This is a genomic window from Pyrobaculum neutrophilum V24Sta (assembly GCF_000019805.1).
Lineage (GTDB): Archaea > Thermoproteota > Thermoprotei > Thermoproteales > Thermoproteaceae > Pyrobaculum > Pyrobaculum neutrophilum.
In genome coordinates this window covers 560,815-576,803 of sequence record NC_010525.1, presented here as the reverse complement: position 1 = coordinate 576,803, position 15,989 = coordinate 560,815, and the positions used below count along the sequence as shown (strand labels likewise).

Sequence of the window (15,989 nt, the reverse complement as noted above, 5' to 3'; positions counted from 1 at the left end):
GCTATATAAACGTGATCCAGATCGTGGATCACACAACCGGCGTTCACACGCTCGGGGAAATAGACGCGCTGATCTCCCCCGCATGCGGAAGCCCCCCGCCGGCTCCCCGCCGTATATCGTTCACAGCGGTGGCTAAGGCCGTCCGCTCCATATACGGCGTAGATATACGTCCGGCGCTGGAGGACCAAGCCGACCTGGGTCTTGAGCGGCTGGACCCGGTGCTCCTATACGGCCAGCTCCCCCTTGAGCATGCCTGGATAGCTAAAGCCCTCCCCCACTGTAGCGTGGCCGCAAGCTGCGCCGCGCCGAGGCCGGACCCCGTCACGGCTGCGCTATCGTTGATGTCCCACGGAGTTGGGAAAATCGCCGTAGATCTACGGGGAGGGTTCGAGAGATACGGCGTTTTGGTGGCGCAACACGCAGCGGAGCTCGGCGCAGAGGTCCAACTGATCGTGGCGGTGCCCCTACGCCTACACGGCGACCTGGTCTTCCACTCCTCAGTCCCGCCGCACCTCCGCGAGAGGTACATAAGGGCGGCTGGGGACGTCTCCGTGCAGAGGGGCCCAGTGGAGCTGAGGGAGTGGAGGCCGCAGGCCACCACCCACGCCGAATGCGAAAAACCACGCTTCACAGACGCCTTGGCGAAGATAGCGGAGATCCTCGGCGTGGGAGAAGGCGTTTTAGAGGACCTCGCCGCCCAGAGCGTCCTCAGCCACAGCTATGTGTTGGACCTGCTTACGCCGTTGCAGCTGGGGTACCTAGCCAAATGGGGCCTGGTGAGGCAGCTCCCCGGCGGCTGGGGCGCAACCCCCAAGTTCCTCTACCTCTACGGCCTCTACCGCCGCGGCTGAACGTCGGGGCACCTCCTCACAATCCTCCTGCTCCACACTAGCCCAACCTCGAACAATATGGCGAAGGGTATAAACGTGAGGAAGGTAGATATAAGAGTCGTGTCGGGCGTGACCACGGCGATTAAGATCAACGCCACGGCGTAGACCAACGGCCTGTACTCTGCCAACGTCCACGGGTTTAGAAGACATATTTCGGACAGTATAGCCATCACAATAGGCGTCTCGAAGATCAACCCGGTCCAGAAGGCTATCTGGATCCACGTGCTCACCACTGAGGCCACGCTGAATATCTGCTCCACCTTAATGACGTGGGAAAGACCGACGACGAACCTAAAGAGGGAGGGGTAGATGATTAAAATCCCGAATAGGTTCCCGGCGTAGAACAGAAGCAGGGCAACCCAGAGGTACTTCTTAACAGCCCGCTCCTCGTGGGGATACAGAGCCGGCTGTACATACAGCCACATCTGGTATACGAAATACGGAAATACGACAAGCGCTGTTAGGTAGAGGGAGGCGTACATAACAGCCGCAAGAGGGTTCCACACCTCACCTGCAATTAGGGCGATTTTGACGTTCCCCGTCTTGTTCAAGTCAGCCAAGAGAGGGTTAATCGACTGCATAAACATCCAATAGGCGAGAGGGTTGTACTCGCCGGAGACGAAGAAGGATGTGACAACACTCAGCAAGCTCCCTCCACTTAGATTGGGGGCAGGCATCCACATTACGATAAAAACGACGACGAAGGCTATCAACACCCGTTTTAACCTTCTGCCAAGCTCGGCGAGATGCTCCCACAAAGGCATCTCCTTGTCGCGCGGCGGCTTAGATTCCACAGACAGCCCCACATGGGATATTAAATTCTTTGATGGTAGCTCCACAGGACGGGCGCCACAACAGTTAACCTCGTTAGCCACTTTCTGGTGTTTCAAATCATGACGCCGCCCTAGCCTTGTTGATAACTTCGTCAACTCGATTCTGAAAAGCCTTTAAAGTCACAAGGCGTCCGCCTAGGAGGGAGAAAATTAATAAAGCTGTCCTCACTGTGTCTCTATGTATCTGATACTAGCAGGTCAGGAATGGCTGATAGTTCTCATCGCGATTGTCATAATCTTGATCTGGGGCCCCTCTAAGTTGCCCTCCCTAGCCAGGGGGATGGGGGAGGCCATCAGGGAGTTTAGAAAGGCCGCCTCCGGCATAGAGGAGGAGCCGCGTAGGACGGAGAAGAAGGAGGAGATAGACCAGAAGATAGTGGAGATGGCCAAGTCGTTGGGTATACAGACCGAGGGCAAGACAAAGGAGCAGCTGTTGGATGAGATAAATAAGAAGCTGGCTGAGCTGAAGAAGGCCTCCTAACCTCTTGTCTCTCTATATGTAACTGAGGGGCGTAGCTCTCTCGGTCAGCCCGTCGTCAGCTCTTCAAACCTCCGCCGTCTAGTTAATCATCACGGCCGAGGCTATGCCTAGGCTCACTAGTAGCGCCCCCATTATATATTTTGGCGATATTGGCGACTTGTTTATAGCCCTGTCAAAGACCTGGGAGAGCAGAGGGGTGAGGGATGTGGTTATCACGGTGGGGGCCACCCCGATCTGGGCTATCGCGTTGACAAACGCCAGCGTGCCCGCCGCCAGCCCCACAACACCCGACAGAGCCGCGTAAACGAGGCCTGGCCTGCCGATGCCTCTAGCTAGTGCCAGAAATGGCGGTATCAAGACGGCTGCTCTAACCGCGGCAATTGTATATGGCGTGGCTTCTCTCGCCGCGGCGCCAAGGAGCGCCGAGGCCATCCCCCACGACAGCGACGTGGCTACGCCGTAGAGGACCCCCCTCCCGGTGGGTCTTCCCCCCAGCGCGGTTGCTACGCCGGCAAAGGCCAGCGCAGAGCCTAGGAGAGCTCCGGCTTTTATCCTCTCCCCCTCTATAGCCGCAGAAAAGAGTTGCGCTGTAAATATGTAGGTGTAGCCGATTGTTACCGCGGTAGCTACGCCGCTGTTTTTCATGGCCTTGAAGTAGAAGTAGTCGCCTAGGCCTGGCCCGAAGATAGACGAGAGAACCACCGCTAGGAGGGCTCCTTGTGAAATCTTGAAGTCCGCAAAAGGCGCCAGAACTGCGGCGGCTACGACGTTTCTCACCGCAACTAAGGCGGTGGGGCTTGCCCCCCTCCTGGTCGCTGCATATGCAAGAGGTGCGTTGATGGAGAAAGCCACAGCAGCCGCTACGGCGAAGGCGAGTCCAAACATCGGGGGGTGGGGGGCCGAGGTCTATAAATCTAGCCGTCTAGTTTATACTTGCTCAGAAGCTCCCTTAGAGCGGCTCTTATGGCCTCGCTTCTGCTTGGATAAAGCCCCATCTTAACCAGCTCGTCTAAAACGTCGACGTAGGACTGGGGCACGTGGAAGGATATCAACACCATCTTCTCTCGGCTTTTCTCCACGGCGTAGCTATTTTGACTGTCTTTTAAGCATTGCGTAGCAAGACGGCGCCCCAGTCGTGGCGCTCGGAAACGGCGCAGGGGTCAAAGCTTGTTGTACCCATGTATCTCTCAAGCCGGTAGGGATCATCTCTCCCCTGCCCGGCTATGAGGTCGGCGAGCCGCTCCGCGAGAGCTGGCCCAACCATGGCGCCGTAGCCGTTGAAGCCGCCTATCACATAGAGGTTCTGGACCTCTGGATGCCTCCCGTATAGAGGCCCCCCGTGGGGGGCCACCTCGCAGTAGCCGGTCTTCAGATAGAGCGGCACCACTCTGCCGACCCTCTGCCTTATCAGGTTAGTTATCCTCTGGACGTAGTTGGGGGGAGGCCCCTGCCCGTAGCGGCCGCAGCCGTCTCCGGCCGCGTAGAGGGGGGGCGCAAGCGGCCTCCCGTACCAACCGAGGACGTAGTCGCCTACGCTGTATCTCCAGATCTTCCTACTGGCTATGTAAACCACTGCGTAGCACTCGTAGGGGGCAAGGGGCAGGGATATGCCGGCCTCCCTCGCCAGTATGCTGTTTCTGTACCCCGCCGCCAGCACCACGACATCTCCCTCCAGCCTCCTCCCGTCGGCCACGACATATGCTCTGCCGTCTTCCACCTTCAGCAACGCGTACGAGTCTCTGAAGCCCAGCTCTTCCCTAAGCATCTTCACCACCTTTCTAACCGGTATCAGGTAGTCCCTCGTGATGACCGCCATCTCCCCCTCCTCCAGGCGTATGCCCTCCACCGAGTCCGCCACCCTGTGGGGCGTGGCCAGCCGCGACAGATCTACCCACCTGGGGAGTATGTCCACGGAGGTTATCTCCCGCGGCTGTACAAACCTCCTATATATTTCGAGGCTTCTCCCCGCCAGCTCCACGTCCTCCCGATTTGGCATCGAGAGAGTAAGCACCAGGGACACCAGCGGGTAGGCCACCTCGCCGCCGACGCCCACCACCTCGAATCCAGCCTGCCTGAGGAAGTAGGCGGTGAATACGCCGGCTATCCCGCCTCCCACCACCACTGCCTTCATAGCCGCACGCCAGTGGTGTGTTTAAAACAGCATCCCGAGTAGAGACACCAACAGTTGGGTAGGCACGATGGTGGTTTCGCGGTACTCCATCAGCCCCAGCGAGATCAGCTTCATCAGCTGGGGGTCGGTGAGGAAGGCCTGGGGCATGGTGGGGACGAGGACGCTCAGCAACGCGTCTTTTTCGTAGGTGGCTTCCCTCGGCAAAACGGACTTTAGCCGCTCTACGATACACTCCTTATCTACGACGTGTTTGTTCTGGTGGCTCTCGTACTCAACGTAGTTAGACACGTGGATGTTCCACCCCTCGCTCTGCGCCAGCGTCTCGAAAAGGCCGTCTAGGTAGTCGTTGCCCAGCGGTCTAAAGGCCGCACGACGGCCCGACCCAGCTATGAACAACGCCCCCAGATAGGGGTCGGGGTACAGCGTTGCATACGTCGACGCCTCCGGCACGTCGTTTGAGAAGTAGGCGAAGTGTTTATAGCCGTTGGGGAGAACCACGTAGAGCCAGCAGGGGTCGAGCCTGTCGCCGAACTTCTGCACGCCGGCTTCTACGAGCCTAGCGAGGAAGACGCCGAGGTCGAAGAGGCCGTAGAGCCTTGTGGAGATCAGAGACACCGTGGTGATCAGCTGAGGAGTTAAGACCGGCGGAGGGGGGTACTGGAGGAGCTTAGCTCTGACGGCCGTCTGCATCACTAGAGTTGCGGCACGCGTTAATATTTGTTAACCGGCGTAGACCGCGGGCTTCTCTGAGAGAAACGCCGTAGGGCGCGAAGGCGGGGCCCCGTTTGAGAGGCCGGAGAGCGGGCCTCCGGAGCGCCTCTGGGCCTATGCCGTACTGTTCAACGTGTTGCATTGGCTGTGCCTAATGAAGGGGTTGCCTGAGGCCTCCTCGCCTATGGTCGTGGCGGGGCCGTGTCCCGGATACGCCAGGTAGTGTTTGGGCAGTTGATACAGCGCGCAGACCGACGCTGTGAGCGCTCTCCAGTCGCCTAGCGGTAGATCTGTCCTACCAACGGACCTTCTGAAGAGGGTGTCGCCTGTGAAGACGAAGCCCTCTGCCACTAGCGAAATCGAGCCCGGCGTGTGACCCGGCGTATGTAACACGTCGAGATCCCAGAGCCTCCGCGGCGTGGGCTTGGGCTCAGGGATATCAGGCACGCCGAATCCCCAGCGGACCGCCACCTCGTTCAACTCTCTATACACGGCCCAGTCGGCGGGGTGCGCGTAAAACGGCGCGTTGTAGAGCTTAACCAGCTCCCCCACGCCTGAGACGTGGTCGAAGTGGAGGTGGGTAGCCACAACCGCGGCGACGCCTCTACGCCCAAGCGCTTTAACGACCGGCGCGGCCTCGGCTGGGTCTATCACTAGACACTCGTCACCTCTACAGACGAGATATGTGTTGGTCTCAAGGGGCCCGGCGGTGACCACCTCGACTTCCATGTTTTTATAGGAAGTTCGGGCACATAAACGATGAGGGCGTTGACGGCTCTGCTGATAGCGTCAGCTCTTGTGTTGGCGTTGCAGATAGGACAGCTCCAGTTTATAGACGTCAACTCTGCGCAGGACCTCGCCAACGCCCTGGGGGAGGGCCCCGTCTTGATATTTATCCACCAGCCCGACTGCCCAGGCTGTATATATATGAAGACCCAAGTCTTCCCAAACGGCCAAGTCGCCGCGGCTCTCAAGGGAGTTAGGCTTATCTCCATCGACCTTTCCAAGTACCTACTCCGGAGCCTCGACGTGGTGGCAGACGGCCAGGTCTACATCTACTACGAAAGGTCGCTTTCTGTACAGCGGGCCTCGGGCCCCCAGAGGATCCCGGTGGTGGGAACCCCCACGCTGGTTATGGGATATGTGAAAGACGGCAAGCTACACGTGACCTTTGTCATGATCGGGGCCGCCGATGTGCCCACCTTTCTAGAATTCGTGAAGATGGCCTACGGCGCGGCGCAGAAGACCCCCCAGCAAGCGCCCCAGCAGGCGCCTCAACCTACGCCCAACGTCGCGGTTCAACTTGCCGCATCTTTTGCGGCGGGAGCAGCCAGCGTCTTCTCGCCTTGTGTTCTACCTGTGCTTACGATCGCCGCTACTACGTATCTAGCTAGGCGGAGTCTGCCTCTGGTTCTTGCCGGCATGGCCGCCTCCTTTGCGGCTCTAGCCACCGCGGTTACCGCGCTAGCCTCGTGGGTGGGGCAGGCGGTCAACACGGCGCTGTACCTCGTGGGAGGAGCCGTGTTAATTGCCATGGGCCTTGTGCTGGTGGTGGAGAGGTTGAACAGATCCTTCGTCTTGTGGGCCTCTAGGTTCCAGACGTCGGCCTACAAGGCGTCAAAACGCGCCGTGGGCAGAGCCGGCGACGTGCTCCTAGGCGCCTCCCTCGGCGCGGTGTGGACCCCCTGTATAGCTCCGTTTTTCGGAGCCGTCGTTGTGGCGAACTTCGTGGCTTCAGCACTAAGCGGTAACTACATAGCGCTTTTCGTCTCGACTTTGGCCTACGCCGCGGGCCTCGCCGTCGTTATCCACCTCCTGGTGGGGGCTCTGAAGAGGGGCGCGGGCCGGGCGTCTAGGAGCATGAAGTGGGCGGCGTGGGGCAGAAGGCTTGAATACGCCGTTGGCATAGCCTCGATAGCCCTCGGCGCGCTCCTCATAGGGGAGGCGGCCGGGCTTGGGACATTTTCCGCACTTTTCAAGCTATAGCCTATAAAGGAGTTGCCATCTAATGCCGTGGGGAGAGTGGAGTGTCCCTACTGGGTGGTGGAGAACCTCGGCGGCTCGTGTATGCCGAGGCGGAGCGACGTAGAGAGGTGGATCTCCCTCGGTGTAAAATCCGTCGTCACGCTTGCAGAGGCTTGGGAAATTGAGTACTACGGCGGCTGGTCGCTCCCGGAGTTCCGCGACGTACTCCGCCGGCAAGGCGTAGATTGGATCCACTGGCCTACTCCCGACGGCTATCCGCCTAGGGACCTCCTGGCGCTTGTGGAGCTGATAGATGAGGAGCTGAGGAGGGGGCCTGTGGTGGTGCACTGCGTAGGGGGGATGGGGAGGACGCCCACCGCTCTAGCGGCGTATCTAGCGGCGAAGAGGTGCATGGGCGCAGACGATGCGATAAGAAGAGTGGAGGCGGTGAACCCAGCCATCGCAATCACAGAGCTCCAGTACTACGCAATTCTGGAGGTGGAGGCGGCGTCCCGCGGCCGCTGTGGCCAAGGTACATGAGATGTCTGCTGGCGGTTGTGCTCGGCGTTGGAGGGGTCGGCAAGACCACCTATATATACAGGCTTGTGGGGGTTCCTGTACAGCCTAAAACCACGTTGAGGCCTGGGATCTACCGGTGGTCTCTGGAGGGGATTCCCCTCTGTATAGTGGACATCCCGGGGGACAAGGCCCTGGAGGTGGCCGACGCGCTCGCCAGGGCTTGGCCTTTCTACTTCGACCTAGCGGTTTTTATGTATGATGTGACCGACGTCAACACCCTCCACGCGTTGCTGGAGATCAACAGCCACCTTAGGGGGCGGCTGGTGAAGCCGTATAGGAGGTCCGTGGTCGTGGGCAATAAGGTGGATCTGGCGGGGCCGCTGGTCAGAGGCGAGGAGGTGGCGCGGGCTGTAGAGGCGGTGGGCGTGTTTTACATATCCGCTTTAAGGGATAGCTACGACAAGGTAGTGGAGCCGATCCGCGCGGGCTTGAGGGAGTTAAACTTAAAAGTCTCTAGATAAGGCGGAAGTGGCGGGGGTGCCCGAGCCAGGCCAAAGGGGCAGGGCTCAAGACCCTGTGGCGTAGGCCTGCGTGGGTTCAAATCCCACCCCCCGCACCACCCCGTCACCTCCTTCTCCCCGCCTTTAGGAACTCCTCGAGGGCCTTCAGCTCGTCCTCCCTTAGGTACTGCTTGTACTGGAATAGCCACTGGCGGGCCTGCTCGTCTGGCACATAGACGTACAAGACGTCGCCCTCCTTTATCTGCCTCCCCACCATCACATCCCCCTGGATAGAGACCGCCACCTCGTCTCCGGCGGCGGCTTCCCCCACGGGCTTGCCCGACTTCTGGATCTGCATGACGCGCCCCACCTCCTTTCCGTCTTTCACGAGGGTGACCCCCGGCTTTATCGTGCCGGCCAGCACCTTCACCCCCACTATGGCGGGGTTGCTCCTCCTGAAGACGTACCCCGGCAGTATCTGGATCTTCCCAGGCCTAGTCATCTGAGACAGGATCTGCTCCACCGTCTTAGTCTTGACCTCCTGGGACCACTTGATGTATTCGTCGAATATCCGGTAGAGTATCTCCCCCCTTATTATCTTCACGCCGGAGGACATAGCCTCCTTCTCAACCTCCGGCGGCGTTTTGACGTTGAAGGCCAGGATCACGCCGTACGCCGGGTTCTTCCTCCTGCTTAAGACCGCCTCCACTACGTCTTTGTGCGTGGGGGGGCCCACGTCCGCTTTCCTAATGGGCACCCCCTGTTGTCTGAGGAATAGCACGGTGCTCTCCAGCGTGCCGAAGGTGTCGGCTCTCACTATTACGCCCTCTCTATCGGTCTCTATCTTTATCTCCGAGATCTCTTCCCCAACCACCTTGACGGCCTCCTGCACCTCGCCTGGGTCTCTCACCGCCATCAGGGGGGCGCCCGCCACGACGCCCTCTAGGCCGTCGGCTACGATGCGGACGCCGGCGGCGGCCTTAACCTCCTCCACAGCCATATAGCGGTCCTCCGGGTCCCGCATCTCCTCCAGCGGCTTCGGCATTACCAACATCCTCACCTTGGCTACCCTCGGCCCGTCTATACCAGCCGTGACGACAGTGTCGCCCTTTTTCAACACGCCGTCGTACAATATGGCATCTGCGACGACGCCCAACCCCCTCTCCTCCTTCACCTCCATAACGACGCCGCGTGCGGGGCCTGGCCTAACGGTGAGCTTGTCCCTGGGGATGAACCTCTGGCTTACCCCCGCCAGCACCAGCAGGAGGTCGGCTATGCCCTCGCCGGTTACGGCGCTTGTTGGAACTATAGGCACCTGCCTGCCGAAGTCTCTCACTCTGTCGTACCTATCTGCCTCGACCCCCAGCTTGGATAGCTGCTCCACGAGCTTTCCAATGGATTCCTCGAGGGTAGCTATGGCGTGCCACTCTTGGTCCTCCACCGCGGTTAGAAACGGCCTGTTCTCCACGGACTTCCACCCGTATACCCTGTCCAGCTTGTTAGCAGCTATGACGAAGGGGACGCCGCGGCTCTGGATGAGCTTAAGCGACTCCACCCCCTGGTCCTCAAGGCCCGAGGTTATGTCCACGACCAAAATGGCGAGGTCTGCGACAGATCCGCCGCGTTTGCGGAGGTTTGAGAAGGCGGCGTGCCCCGGCGTATCAATAAACAGGAAGCCCGGTATCCAGATCTTCCCCCTCAGCTTCAGCCTATCCACTAGAGGACCCGCGTACTTCTCCACCGCCTGCCACGGGACGAAGCTCATGCCTATGTGCTGTGTTATCATCCCCGGCTCTCTGTAGGCCACCGAGGTGCCCCTTATTTTGTCGAGCAGAAGGGTCTTGCCCACGTCTACGTGGCCCATGACGACGACAAAGGGCGATCTAACGGCCATGGCCAAACCGCCGCGGCTAGTTATAAATCTTTGCCGCCGGCTATAAAAAGCCGCGTGTGTGGAAAGACGTGAGGAGGCTCGTGGTATACTCGAGGGAGTGGCGCGACGAGAGGACCCTCAAGCTCTACAGAGCCCTCACGGTGCTTCTACAGAGGCAGAGGGCCTTGATACTGGAGGAGATCGCCCGCCTATCCCCCGCCAGAGCTCTCGTGTTCACATACCCCTGCGGCTGGCACGGCGATGTGTTGTTCATAGCGCCGTATGTGGTAGCCGTAGGCCCCTTCGAAAACACAGCCGTCGTCGACGGCGTCGCCGCCCTGCCAGATAGGGTGGCTTTGGTGATGTTGGAGGGGGGCTGGACCGCGGAAGACGTCTTCAAGGAGTTCGGCCCCTTCGACGTAGGCATTGCTTGTTCAGGAGCGCCGTTGCTTGGAGCGCGGCGGTATGTGCACAAGATGGTGATCGCGAGGGTGGAGGGCCCCCTGGGCGAGCTCATCGACTCCATATTCCAGCCGGCCGACGCCGAGGCCGACGTCGTGATAAAGGTGGGCGATAGTTTATAAGCTGGGGGAGCATCGTTGTACATGGCAGAGGAGATCTTAAACAGGGAGTACGAGGTGGAGTACGGCGGGAAGAGGTACTGGCTTAGGCCCAGCAAGGCCTGGGTCCTCCAGCCGCCCGGCAAGCCGGGGGTGGTCATAGCGCTGTTTAAGCTCCCCGACGGGAGGACGGTGAGGAAGGCGATAATGCGCCTCCCCCCATAGCCGAATCGTATATTAACTCCAGATGGGGGTATCCACATGTTAGGCGATTTTGCCAAGGTGGACGTGGTGAAGGCCTACCCCTCCACCCCCATCAGAGAGGTGGCTAGGCTGATGGCGGAGAGGAGGGTGGGTCTCGTGGTGTTGGTAGAACCTGGCAACCCCCACAGGGTGGTGGGGGTTGTGTCGGAGCGGGACATAGTTAGAGCCGTGGCGCAGGGGGTCAGCCTAGAGGAGCCCTGCGAGGTGATAGCCACGAAAAACGTCGTTGCCCTGGACTATAGAGAGAGCGTTGCTAAAGCAGCTGAGGCCTTCAGGAGGTACGGCATTAGACACGTCGTGGTGACCAGGGAGGGGCGGCTCTACGGCGTGTTGTCCATAAGGGATATCCTCAGGGAGGACTCGGCGCTTAGGGAAATAGCCAGCTACTACGACTGGACATTTGAGCCCGGCATGTCGGCTTGATGAAGCCGGTAGCGAAGGTGGTGGGGCTGGGGCCCTCCGGCTCCGCCTTTTTAAAGAGCTACGGCAGAGCCGCCGCCGTGGAGCTCAGCCCCCGCTACTTCAAGGCATGCGGCGAGGCGGTGCCCGTGGAGACCCCCCTCGTAGATGGGAGATATGTCGTGGACAAGGTCAAGCGGTTCAAGTTCTACCACTGGGAGAGGGAGGTGGGGGAGGTGGCGTACGCGAAGCCCAGGTGGTACATAGTCGACAAGAGGGCGTGGGTGGAGTCCATGAGGGCCGCGCCGCAGGTCCAGGACCCTCCCGAGGTGGTTGTAAACGCGGGGGGTCCCTACCAGAGCCTAGGCGACAAGATATACATAGCTAGGGCATACGTCAAAGGCCCTAGGCTCGAAGACGAGACGGCCTACTTTATATTCCCTCCAGACGCCGTCGGCTTCTACTGGGCGTTTCCCCACGGCGGTGTTTACAACGTGGGCGGCGGCTTCCTAGGCGTAGACAACCCCCTCCCCCGTCTCTACGCCTTTGTCGAGAGGTGGCTCGGGGGAGGCCAAATACTGGATGTCAGAGGCGCCCCATTCACCGCGTTCCCCAAGGTGGTTCTCCACGACGGCAGAGGTTATAGGGTGGGGGAGGCGGCGGGCCTCGTGTATCCTCTAACCGGCGAGGGCATCCGCCCAGGGGTGCTCTCGGCGATCGCCCTCGCCGAGGCCTTGTCCACAAAACGCCCCCTGGATAGCTACAGACGGGCCGTGAAGAAGATAGTGGAGCAGATAGAGTTCCAGAAGAGGCTTTTGAAGCTCGCCGAGAGGTTGCTCAATAGGGGAGAGGCGTTGCTCGAGCTCGCGGATGACGCCGTGTTGAGGGACTACATAGAGGAGAACCTCACGGCGAAGACCCTATTTACGGCGGCGGCGAAGCGGCCTAGATACGGCGTAAAGCTCATAGCCGCTCTGCTCAAGTAGCCTCAGCGGCCTATGTCCTCTTCAAACTCCGCAGACCCAGGTTCCTCATCACCGCCTGTGGTTGCCTGTTTAGTTTAAATCTTTACGAGGCGTCGGCGAGTCTGGAGACCAGCTTAGGCGCCACCGTGTACAGCCTGGCTACAAGTAGCTGTATCGGTAGCCTGGGGTCGACGCCGATCTCTATCAGGAGTTTTGAGAGGGGTCCGAGCTTCTCCACCGTCCGCATGCCACGCCGAGAGTCCCGTTTAAAAACTTTTACGTAGCGCCGTCATGCTTATATACATCAGTGGAGCAGAGGCAGGTGCTGGTGGCGGTGGCGGTTGTGGTTGCGGCAACACTCTTGGCCGTAGCGCCGCTTCTCCTAGCCGGAGAGGCGGGGCCTCCGCCCGTGGCCTCGACGCCCTATGTGAGAGCGGAGGACGCCGCGGCCACGGTGTACAACCTAGCCGTCTTCTTCGGCCTCCTCGTGGGAGCCACCGTGTTGATATACGTCATCTTCTCCAGGAGAAGGCTCATGAGCCTCTTCGTATCTCTCACGTGGTTCCTCCTATCCGTTGGAGTTGTCCAGTTCTACGCCGTGTTGTACTACTGGAGCGGCCTCATAGGCGACACGGCGGCTCTCCTGCTCCTCTGGCTGTCCTTCCCCTTCGGCGTTGCGGTTTTGTACATGGTCAAGAAGAGGAGAGGCGATGTAGTTCTGGGGTTCCTCAGCTCTCTCGCCGGCGCGATGTTCGCCTGGCTACTGCCAGAGGCAACCGTGGCGGCTCTGTTGGCGGCTCTGCCCATATACGACTACTTCATGGTCAGCAGGGGCCTGCTGGGCAAACTCATCAAGAGGTCTAGAGAGGCCGCTACTCCCGGCTCAAAAGGAGGCGGCGCATCAGCCGACTCGCCCCTCTTCGGCTTCGTGGTGAGGATGAAGTCGCTGTCGTTGGGCACGGGGGACTTCGTCGTATATGCGGCGGCGCTCACCTTCATCGCCGCGCGGATTATACACCAGAGTCGGCTCGCCGCGCTTCTCTCCGTGGGGGTCGGCGCCGCGCTTATCTACCTGGGGCTGAGGCTCACCGTGGCGGTTTTCGTAAAGAGGTGGGGGTACGGACCGGCGTTGCCGATACCGATGCTTCTGCTCTCGCCGCTCCTAGCCTTAGCTCTCTTAGAATAGTTTAAATAATGCGGCGTGAGATCCGGTGTGATTAAGGCAGAGGAGCTACACGGGGAGCTTAGGAGGTATGAGCAGGCGAAGGACGAGGTGATCCAGACCTCCATCAAGGTGGCCCGCCTATCTAAAGCCGTTGTATACTCCACGATAAGGAAGGACTTCTCCTCGGCTGAGAAAGCGCTTAGGGAAATGGAGGAGGTTGTGGCGAAGCTGAAGAGGCTGATCCAGGAGTGGCCAATGTTCTACGGAAACGCGACCACGGGGCTGCAGGAGTACGTCGAGGCGACCGCGCTGTATTTATATATAAAGGAGGGCAGACTCCCGACGAAGGAGGAGCTGGGGGTAGACGTCTACACCTACCTCATGGGGATAGCCGACATTGCGGGAGAGCTTGGGAGAAGCGCCACCGAGGAGCTGCTTAAGAAAAACGTGGAGGCGGCTAGGCGCCTCAAAGATGCTGTGGAGAGCCTCTACCTAGACCTACTAGCGCTCGAGCCGAGGGACTACGAGCTCAGGAAGAAGGTAGACTACGTGGGTTCGCAAGCCAACTGGATCTCTGAAAAGCTCTTCTACGCAACAACCTGCCGGCAGAGCCCCGAGTGATGGAGTACGTAGAAGCCATACTGAGGACGCTCAAAATACATGCTCCAGACAGCGAAGAGGTGAGGAGGCAGGTGGAGCGGATACTGAGGGAGCTCGGGCTGACATGAGGGGGGTGGAGAAGGCGTTGGAGGAGGCCAAGAGACGCGCCGATCTGAACCACTACCTGTACATCAACGAGAGGGCTGTAGACGAGCTGGAGTTGCTACGGAGGTCCGGGCGTTGCGGCGCACTGTGCGGAGTCGCCCTCGCCGTGAAGGACAACATAGAGGTGGCCGGGATGCCTACGACAAACGGCGCCCCCTACATGAAGAAGATGTCGGATAGAACAGCCCCCGTGGTGAAAACGCTTCTCTCCGAGGGGGCTGTGGTGGTGGGAAAGACAAACATGCACGAGCTTGCCCTAGGCGCCACAAACGTAAATCCACACTTTGGACCGGCCAAGAACCCCCACGACCCTGGCCGCATAACCGGGGGCTCAAGCGGGGGGAGCGCCGGCGCGGTGGCCGTAGGCGCTGCGGACCTCGGGATAGGGACTGACACGGGGGGCTCCGTGAGGATCCCCGCCGCGCTCTGCGGCGTGGTTGGCTACAAGCCGCCGTATGGGAAGATCCCAACCGAGGGCGTCCTCCCGCTAGCCCAGAGCCTAGACCACGTCGGCTTCCTCGCCAGAACCGTCAAGGAGCTTGTGGACGTTCTATCGGCGGTGGGGTGGGCGCCCCGCGGGCTACAGAGACCCAAGAGGTTCAGATTCGCCGTGTTGCTGGGGATCTCGGAGCCGACGCGCTACGTCGAGAAGGCCTTCTGGAGGGCGGTGGCCGCGCTGGAGTCGATAGGGGGCGAGAGAGACGAGGAATTTTTAAACGCGGCGAGGTATTCAGCCGCCAGAGCCGCCCTCTTGCTCTCAGAGGCCGCGGCGAATTACTACGGATATCTCAGAAGCATGGGAAGCCAGATGGGCCGCGACGTAGCGACGTTGTTGAGCGCCGGCGCCGCCCTCCCCGCAGTTGCCTACATCGTAGCCCGCCGCGTCAAAGAGGAGGCCACCGCCTACTTCAACTCGCTGTTTAAGAAATACGACGTGGTCGTAACGCCGACTACCGCCACCGAGGCCCCCCGTATAGAGGAGGTGGAAAACGTGGCCGTTAGACCCAAGCTACTGGCATACACAGAGCTCTTCAACTTAACGGGTCACCCAGCCATTTCCGTCCCCGCTCCCGTCTCTGGACTGCCGGTAGGTCTCCAGATCGCTGCGGCGGACGAGGAGGTGCTCCTCTCCATCGCGTCGGCCTACGAGGAGGAGGCGCTTCTTAGGTAGTCGAGAAGGCCAGCGACGCTGTATCTCAAGAAGAAGTCGGCATACAAGCCGCCGGTCTGCAGTACCTTAGCCGCGTTTTCGTCCACCTTAGCCACAGCCCTCACCGCGTCGTCGACGGAGCCGCCTACGAGATCCCTCAGCGCCTCGACCCAACCCACGATCTGCTCCCTATGCACGTCAAGTATCTCAACCCTCCTGGTGCACGCGAAATGCGGAAAACAGAGGAGATCTACGTCAAGCCCCCTCACTCTGCTAAGCGACTCCAGATACTGCTGAAGCCTAAACGGCGGCGGCGTGGTGGGTATGACGACGTCGAGCTCAGGTATATACACGCCCGCGCCGTCTCCCACGAAAAGCACCTTCTCATCTCTGTAGTAGTACATAACGTGGTGCGGCGCGTGCCCAGGGGTGTGAAACACGTCAACGGCATCGAACAGCCTTGCGCCGTCGGGTACCCCCACCGCCTCACGCGCCGGCAGAGGGCGGCCGAACACCTCCGCGTAGACCCCCAGCGTGGCTAAACTGGCCTCGTACAGCCTGGCGGGATCCACGAGATGTCTCACGTACCTTTCGTGGACGTAGGCGGGCTTCCCCAGATGCCCCGCCGACCCGCAGTGGTCGAGATGGATGTGTGTGCATAATACTGCGTCCACCTCGAGAGAGCCTAAGGTGGAGGCTGGGCCGGGGTCAACCGCTATCCGCATCCCCCCCACCTCAAATACGTACGTGGCCACTATGGGCTCGCCCCCTAGAAACCTCACCACTCTCTCCATATGGCCCCCTCACAGATGTAAGAC

Annotated in this window: 21 protein-coding genes and 1 tRNA gene; 13 read left to right on the top strand and 9 right to left on the bottom strand. The window is 60.1% G+C overall.

From position 1 onward, the window contains the following. The first annotated feature begins 11 nt into the window (after positions 1-11). Positions 12-851 (top strand): hypothetical protein, encoded by an 840-nt coding sequence (locus TNEU_RS03220; protein ID WP_012350001.1) that lies wholly within the window; start codon positions 12-14, stop codon positions 849-851. Here the strand turns inward: TNEU_RS03220 and tatC are convergent. Beyond that, positions 836-1,684, bottom strand: coding sequence for a Sec-independent protein translocase TatC (gene tatC, locus TNEU_RS03215; RefSeq protein ID WP_012350000.1), 849 nt, complete (start codon positions 1,682-1,684; stop codon positions 836-838). The genes TNEU_RS03220 and tatC overlap by 16 nt on opposite strands. 217 nt (positions 1,685-1,901) lie before the next feature. Here tatC and TNEU_RS03210 point away from each other — a divergent pair, with 217 nt between their 5' ends. Beyond that, a complete protein-coding gene (locus tag TNEU_RS03210; RefSeq protein ID WP_012349999.1) occupies positions 1,902-2,204 on the top strand; it encodes a Sec-independent protein translocase subunit TatA/TatB in 303 nt (100 codons plus the stop codon). A gap of 78 nt (positions 2,205-2,282) precedes the next feature. Here the strand turns inward: TNEU_RS03210 and TNEU_RS03205 are convergent, their stop codons facing one another. The 5 genes from TNEU_RS03205 to TNEU_RS03185 all read right to left on the bottom strand — a co-directional run bounded on the left by TNEU_RS03205 (position 2,283) and on the right by TNEU_RS03185 (position 5,775). After that, a complete protein-coding gene (locus TNEU_RS03205) occupies positions 2,283-3,089 on the bottom strand; it encodes a DMT family transporter (RefSeq protein WP_012349998.1) in 807 nt (268 codons plus the stop codon). A gap of 29 nt (positions 3,090-3,118) precedes the next feature. After that, positions 3,119-3,283 (bottom strand): ribbon-helix-helix domain-containing protein, encoded by a 165-nt coding sequence (locus tag TNEU_RS03200; RefSeq protein ID WP_012349997.1) that lies wholly within the window; start codon positions 3,281-3,283, stop codon positions 3,119-3,121. Positions 3,284-3,306: 23 nt separating this feature from the next. Beyond that, on the bottom strand, positions 3,307-4,335 hold the full coding sequence (locus tag TNEU_RS03195; RefSeq protein ID WP_012349996.1) for an NAD(P)/FAD-dependent oxidoreductase: 1,029 nt from the start codon (positions 4,333-4,335) through the stop codon (positions 3,307-3,309). Between the two features lie 21 nt (positions 4,336-4,356). Next, positions 4,357-5,025 (bottom strand): hypothetical protein, encoded by a 669-nt coding sequence (locus tag TNEU_RS03190; RefSeq protein WP_012349995.1) that lies wholly within the window; start codon positions 5,023-5,025, stop codon positions 4,357-4,359. Positions 5,026-5,160: 135 nt separating this feature from the next. Continuing rightward, on the bottom strand, positions 5,161-5,775 hold the full coding sequence (locus TNEU_RS03185) for an MBL fold metallo-hydrolase (protein WP_012349994.1): 615 nt from the start codon (positions 5,773-5,775) through the stop codon (positions 5,161-5,163). Positions 5,776-5,805: 30 nt separating this feature from the next. Here TNEU_RS03185 and TNEU_RS03180 point away from each other — a divergent pair, with 30 nt between their 5' ends. From TNEU_RS03180 to TNEU_RS03165, 4 genes are all read left to right on the top strand, one after another. Further along, entirely contained in the window at positions 5,806-7,032 is a 1,227-nt protein-coding gene (locus TNEU_RS03180) for a cytochrome c biogenesis protein (RefSeq protein WP_012349993.1), read from the top strand. 27 nt (positions 7,033-7,059) lie between these two features. Next, positions 7,060-7,551, top strand: a complete 492-nt coding sequence (locus TNEU_RS03175) for a protein-tyrosine phosphatase family protein (RefSeq protein WP_012349992.1) — start codon at positions 7,060-7,062, stop codon at positions 7,549-7,551. Further along, positions 7,548-8,051 carry a Rab family GTPase gene (locus tag TNEU_RS03170; protein WP_012349991.1) on the top strand — a complete coding sequence of 168 codons (504 nt, stop codon included), beginning with the start codon at positions 7,548-7,550 and terminating at the stop codon, positions 8,049-8,051. The genes TNEU_RS03175 and TNEU_RS03170 overlap by 4 nt, the downstream gene beginning before the upstream one ends. 10 nt (positions 8,052-8,061) lie before the next feature. Further along, positions 8,062-8,149 (top strand) — tRNA-Leu (locus tag TNEU_RS03165). Positions 8,150-8,154: 5 nt separating this feature from the next. Here the strand turns inward: TNEU_RS03165 and infB are convergent. Next, positions 8,155-9,924: a translation initiation factor IF-2 gene (gene infB, locus TNEU_RS03160; RefSeq protein WP_012349990.1), complete on the bottom strand. Its 1,770-nt coding sequence runs from the start codon at positions 9,922-9,924 to the stop codon at positions 8,155-8,157. Between the two features lie 68 nt (positions 9,925-9,992). On the opposite strand from infB, the gene TNEU_RS03155 reads away from it, so the two are divergent. Genes TNEU_RS03155 through TNEU_RS03140 form a run of 4 tightly spaced genes read left to right on the top strand, consistent with a single transcriptional unit; the run spans position 9,993 to position 12,112 of the window. After that, positions 9,993-10,487, top strand: coding sequence for a hypothetical protein (locus TNEU_RS03155; protein WP_148682314.1), 495 nt, complete (start codon positions 9,993-9,995; stop codon positions 10,485-10,487). A gap of 21 nt (positions 10,488-10,508) precedes the next feature. Further along, the gene (locus TNEU_RS03150) at positions 10,509-10,688 is read left to right on the top strand and encodes a chromatin protein Cren7 (protein WP_012349988.1); all 180 of its coding nucleotides are present in this window, start codon (positions 10,509-10,511) and stop codon (positions 10,686-10,688) included. Positions 10,689-10,724: 36 nt separating this feature from the next. Next, a complete protein-coding gene (locus TNEU_RS03145) occupies positions 10,725-11,150 on the top strand; it encodes a CBS domain-containing protein (RefSeq protein WP_012349987.1) in 426 nt (141 codons plus the stop codon). Continuing rightward, entirely contained in the window at positions 11,150-12,112 is a 963-nt protein-coding gene (locus tag TNEU_RS03140) for a geranylgeranyl reductase family protein (protein WP_012349986.1), read from the top strand. The genes TNEU_RS03145 and TNEU_RS03140 overlap by 1 nt, the downstream gene beginning before the upstream one ends. Before the next feature lie 82 nt (positions 12,113-12,194). Here TNEU_RS03140 and TNEU_RS10225 read toward each other — a convergent pair whose 3' ends face one another. Then, a complete protein-coding gene (locus tag TNEU_RS10225) occupies positions 12,195-12,338 on the bottom strand; it encodes a hypothetical protein (RefSeq protein ID WP_012349985.1) in 144 nt (47 codons plus the stop codon). A 60-nt stretch (positions 12,339-12,398) separates the two neighbouring features. On the opposite strand from TNEU_RS10225, the gene TNEU_RS03135 reads away from it, so the two are divergent. The 3 genes from TNEU_RS03135 to TNEU_RS03125 all read left to right on the top strand — a co-directional run bounded on the left by TNEU_RS03135 (position 12,399) and on the right by TNEU_RS03125 (position 15,192). Continuing rightward, positions 12,399-13,277 (top strand): hypothetical protein, encoded by an 879-nt coding sequence (locus TNEU_RS03135; RefSeq protein WP_012349984.1) that lies wholly within the window; start codon positions 12,399-12,401, stop codon positions 13,275-13,277. A gap of 27 nt (positions 13,278-13,304) precedes the next feature. Then, on the top strand, positions 13,305-13,877 hold the full coding sequence (locus tag TNEU_RS03130) for a translin family protein (protein ID WP_012349983.1): 573 nt from the start codon (positions 13,305-13,307) through the stop codon (positions 13,875-13,877). Between the two features lie 103 nt (positions 13,878-13,980). Further along, positions 13,981-15,192, top strand: a complete 1,212-nt coding sequence (locus TNEU_RS03125; RefSeq protein WP_012349981.1) for an amidase — start codon at positions 13,981-13,983, stop codon at positions 15,190-15,192. Here the strand turns inward: TNEU_RS03125 and TNEU_RS03120 are convergent. Next, positions 15,165-15,965 carry an MBL fold metallo-hydrolase gene (locus TNEU_RS03120; protein ID WP_012349980.1) on the bottom strand — a complete coding sequence of 267 codons (801 nt, stop codon included), beginning with the start codon at positions 15,963-15,965 and terminating at the stop codon, positions 15,165-15,167. The genes TNEU_RS03125 and TNEU_RS03120 overlap by 28 nt on opposite strands. Between the last annotated feature and the right edge of the window lie 24 nt (positions 15,966-15,989).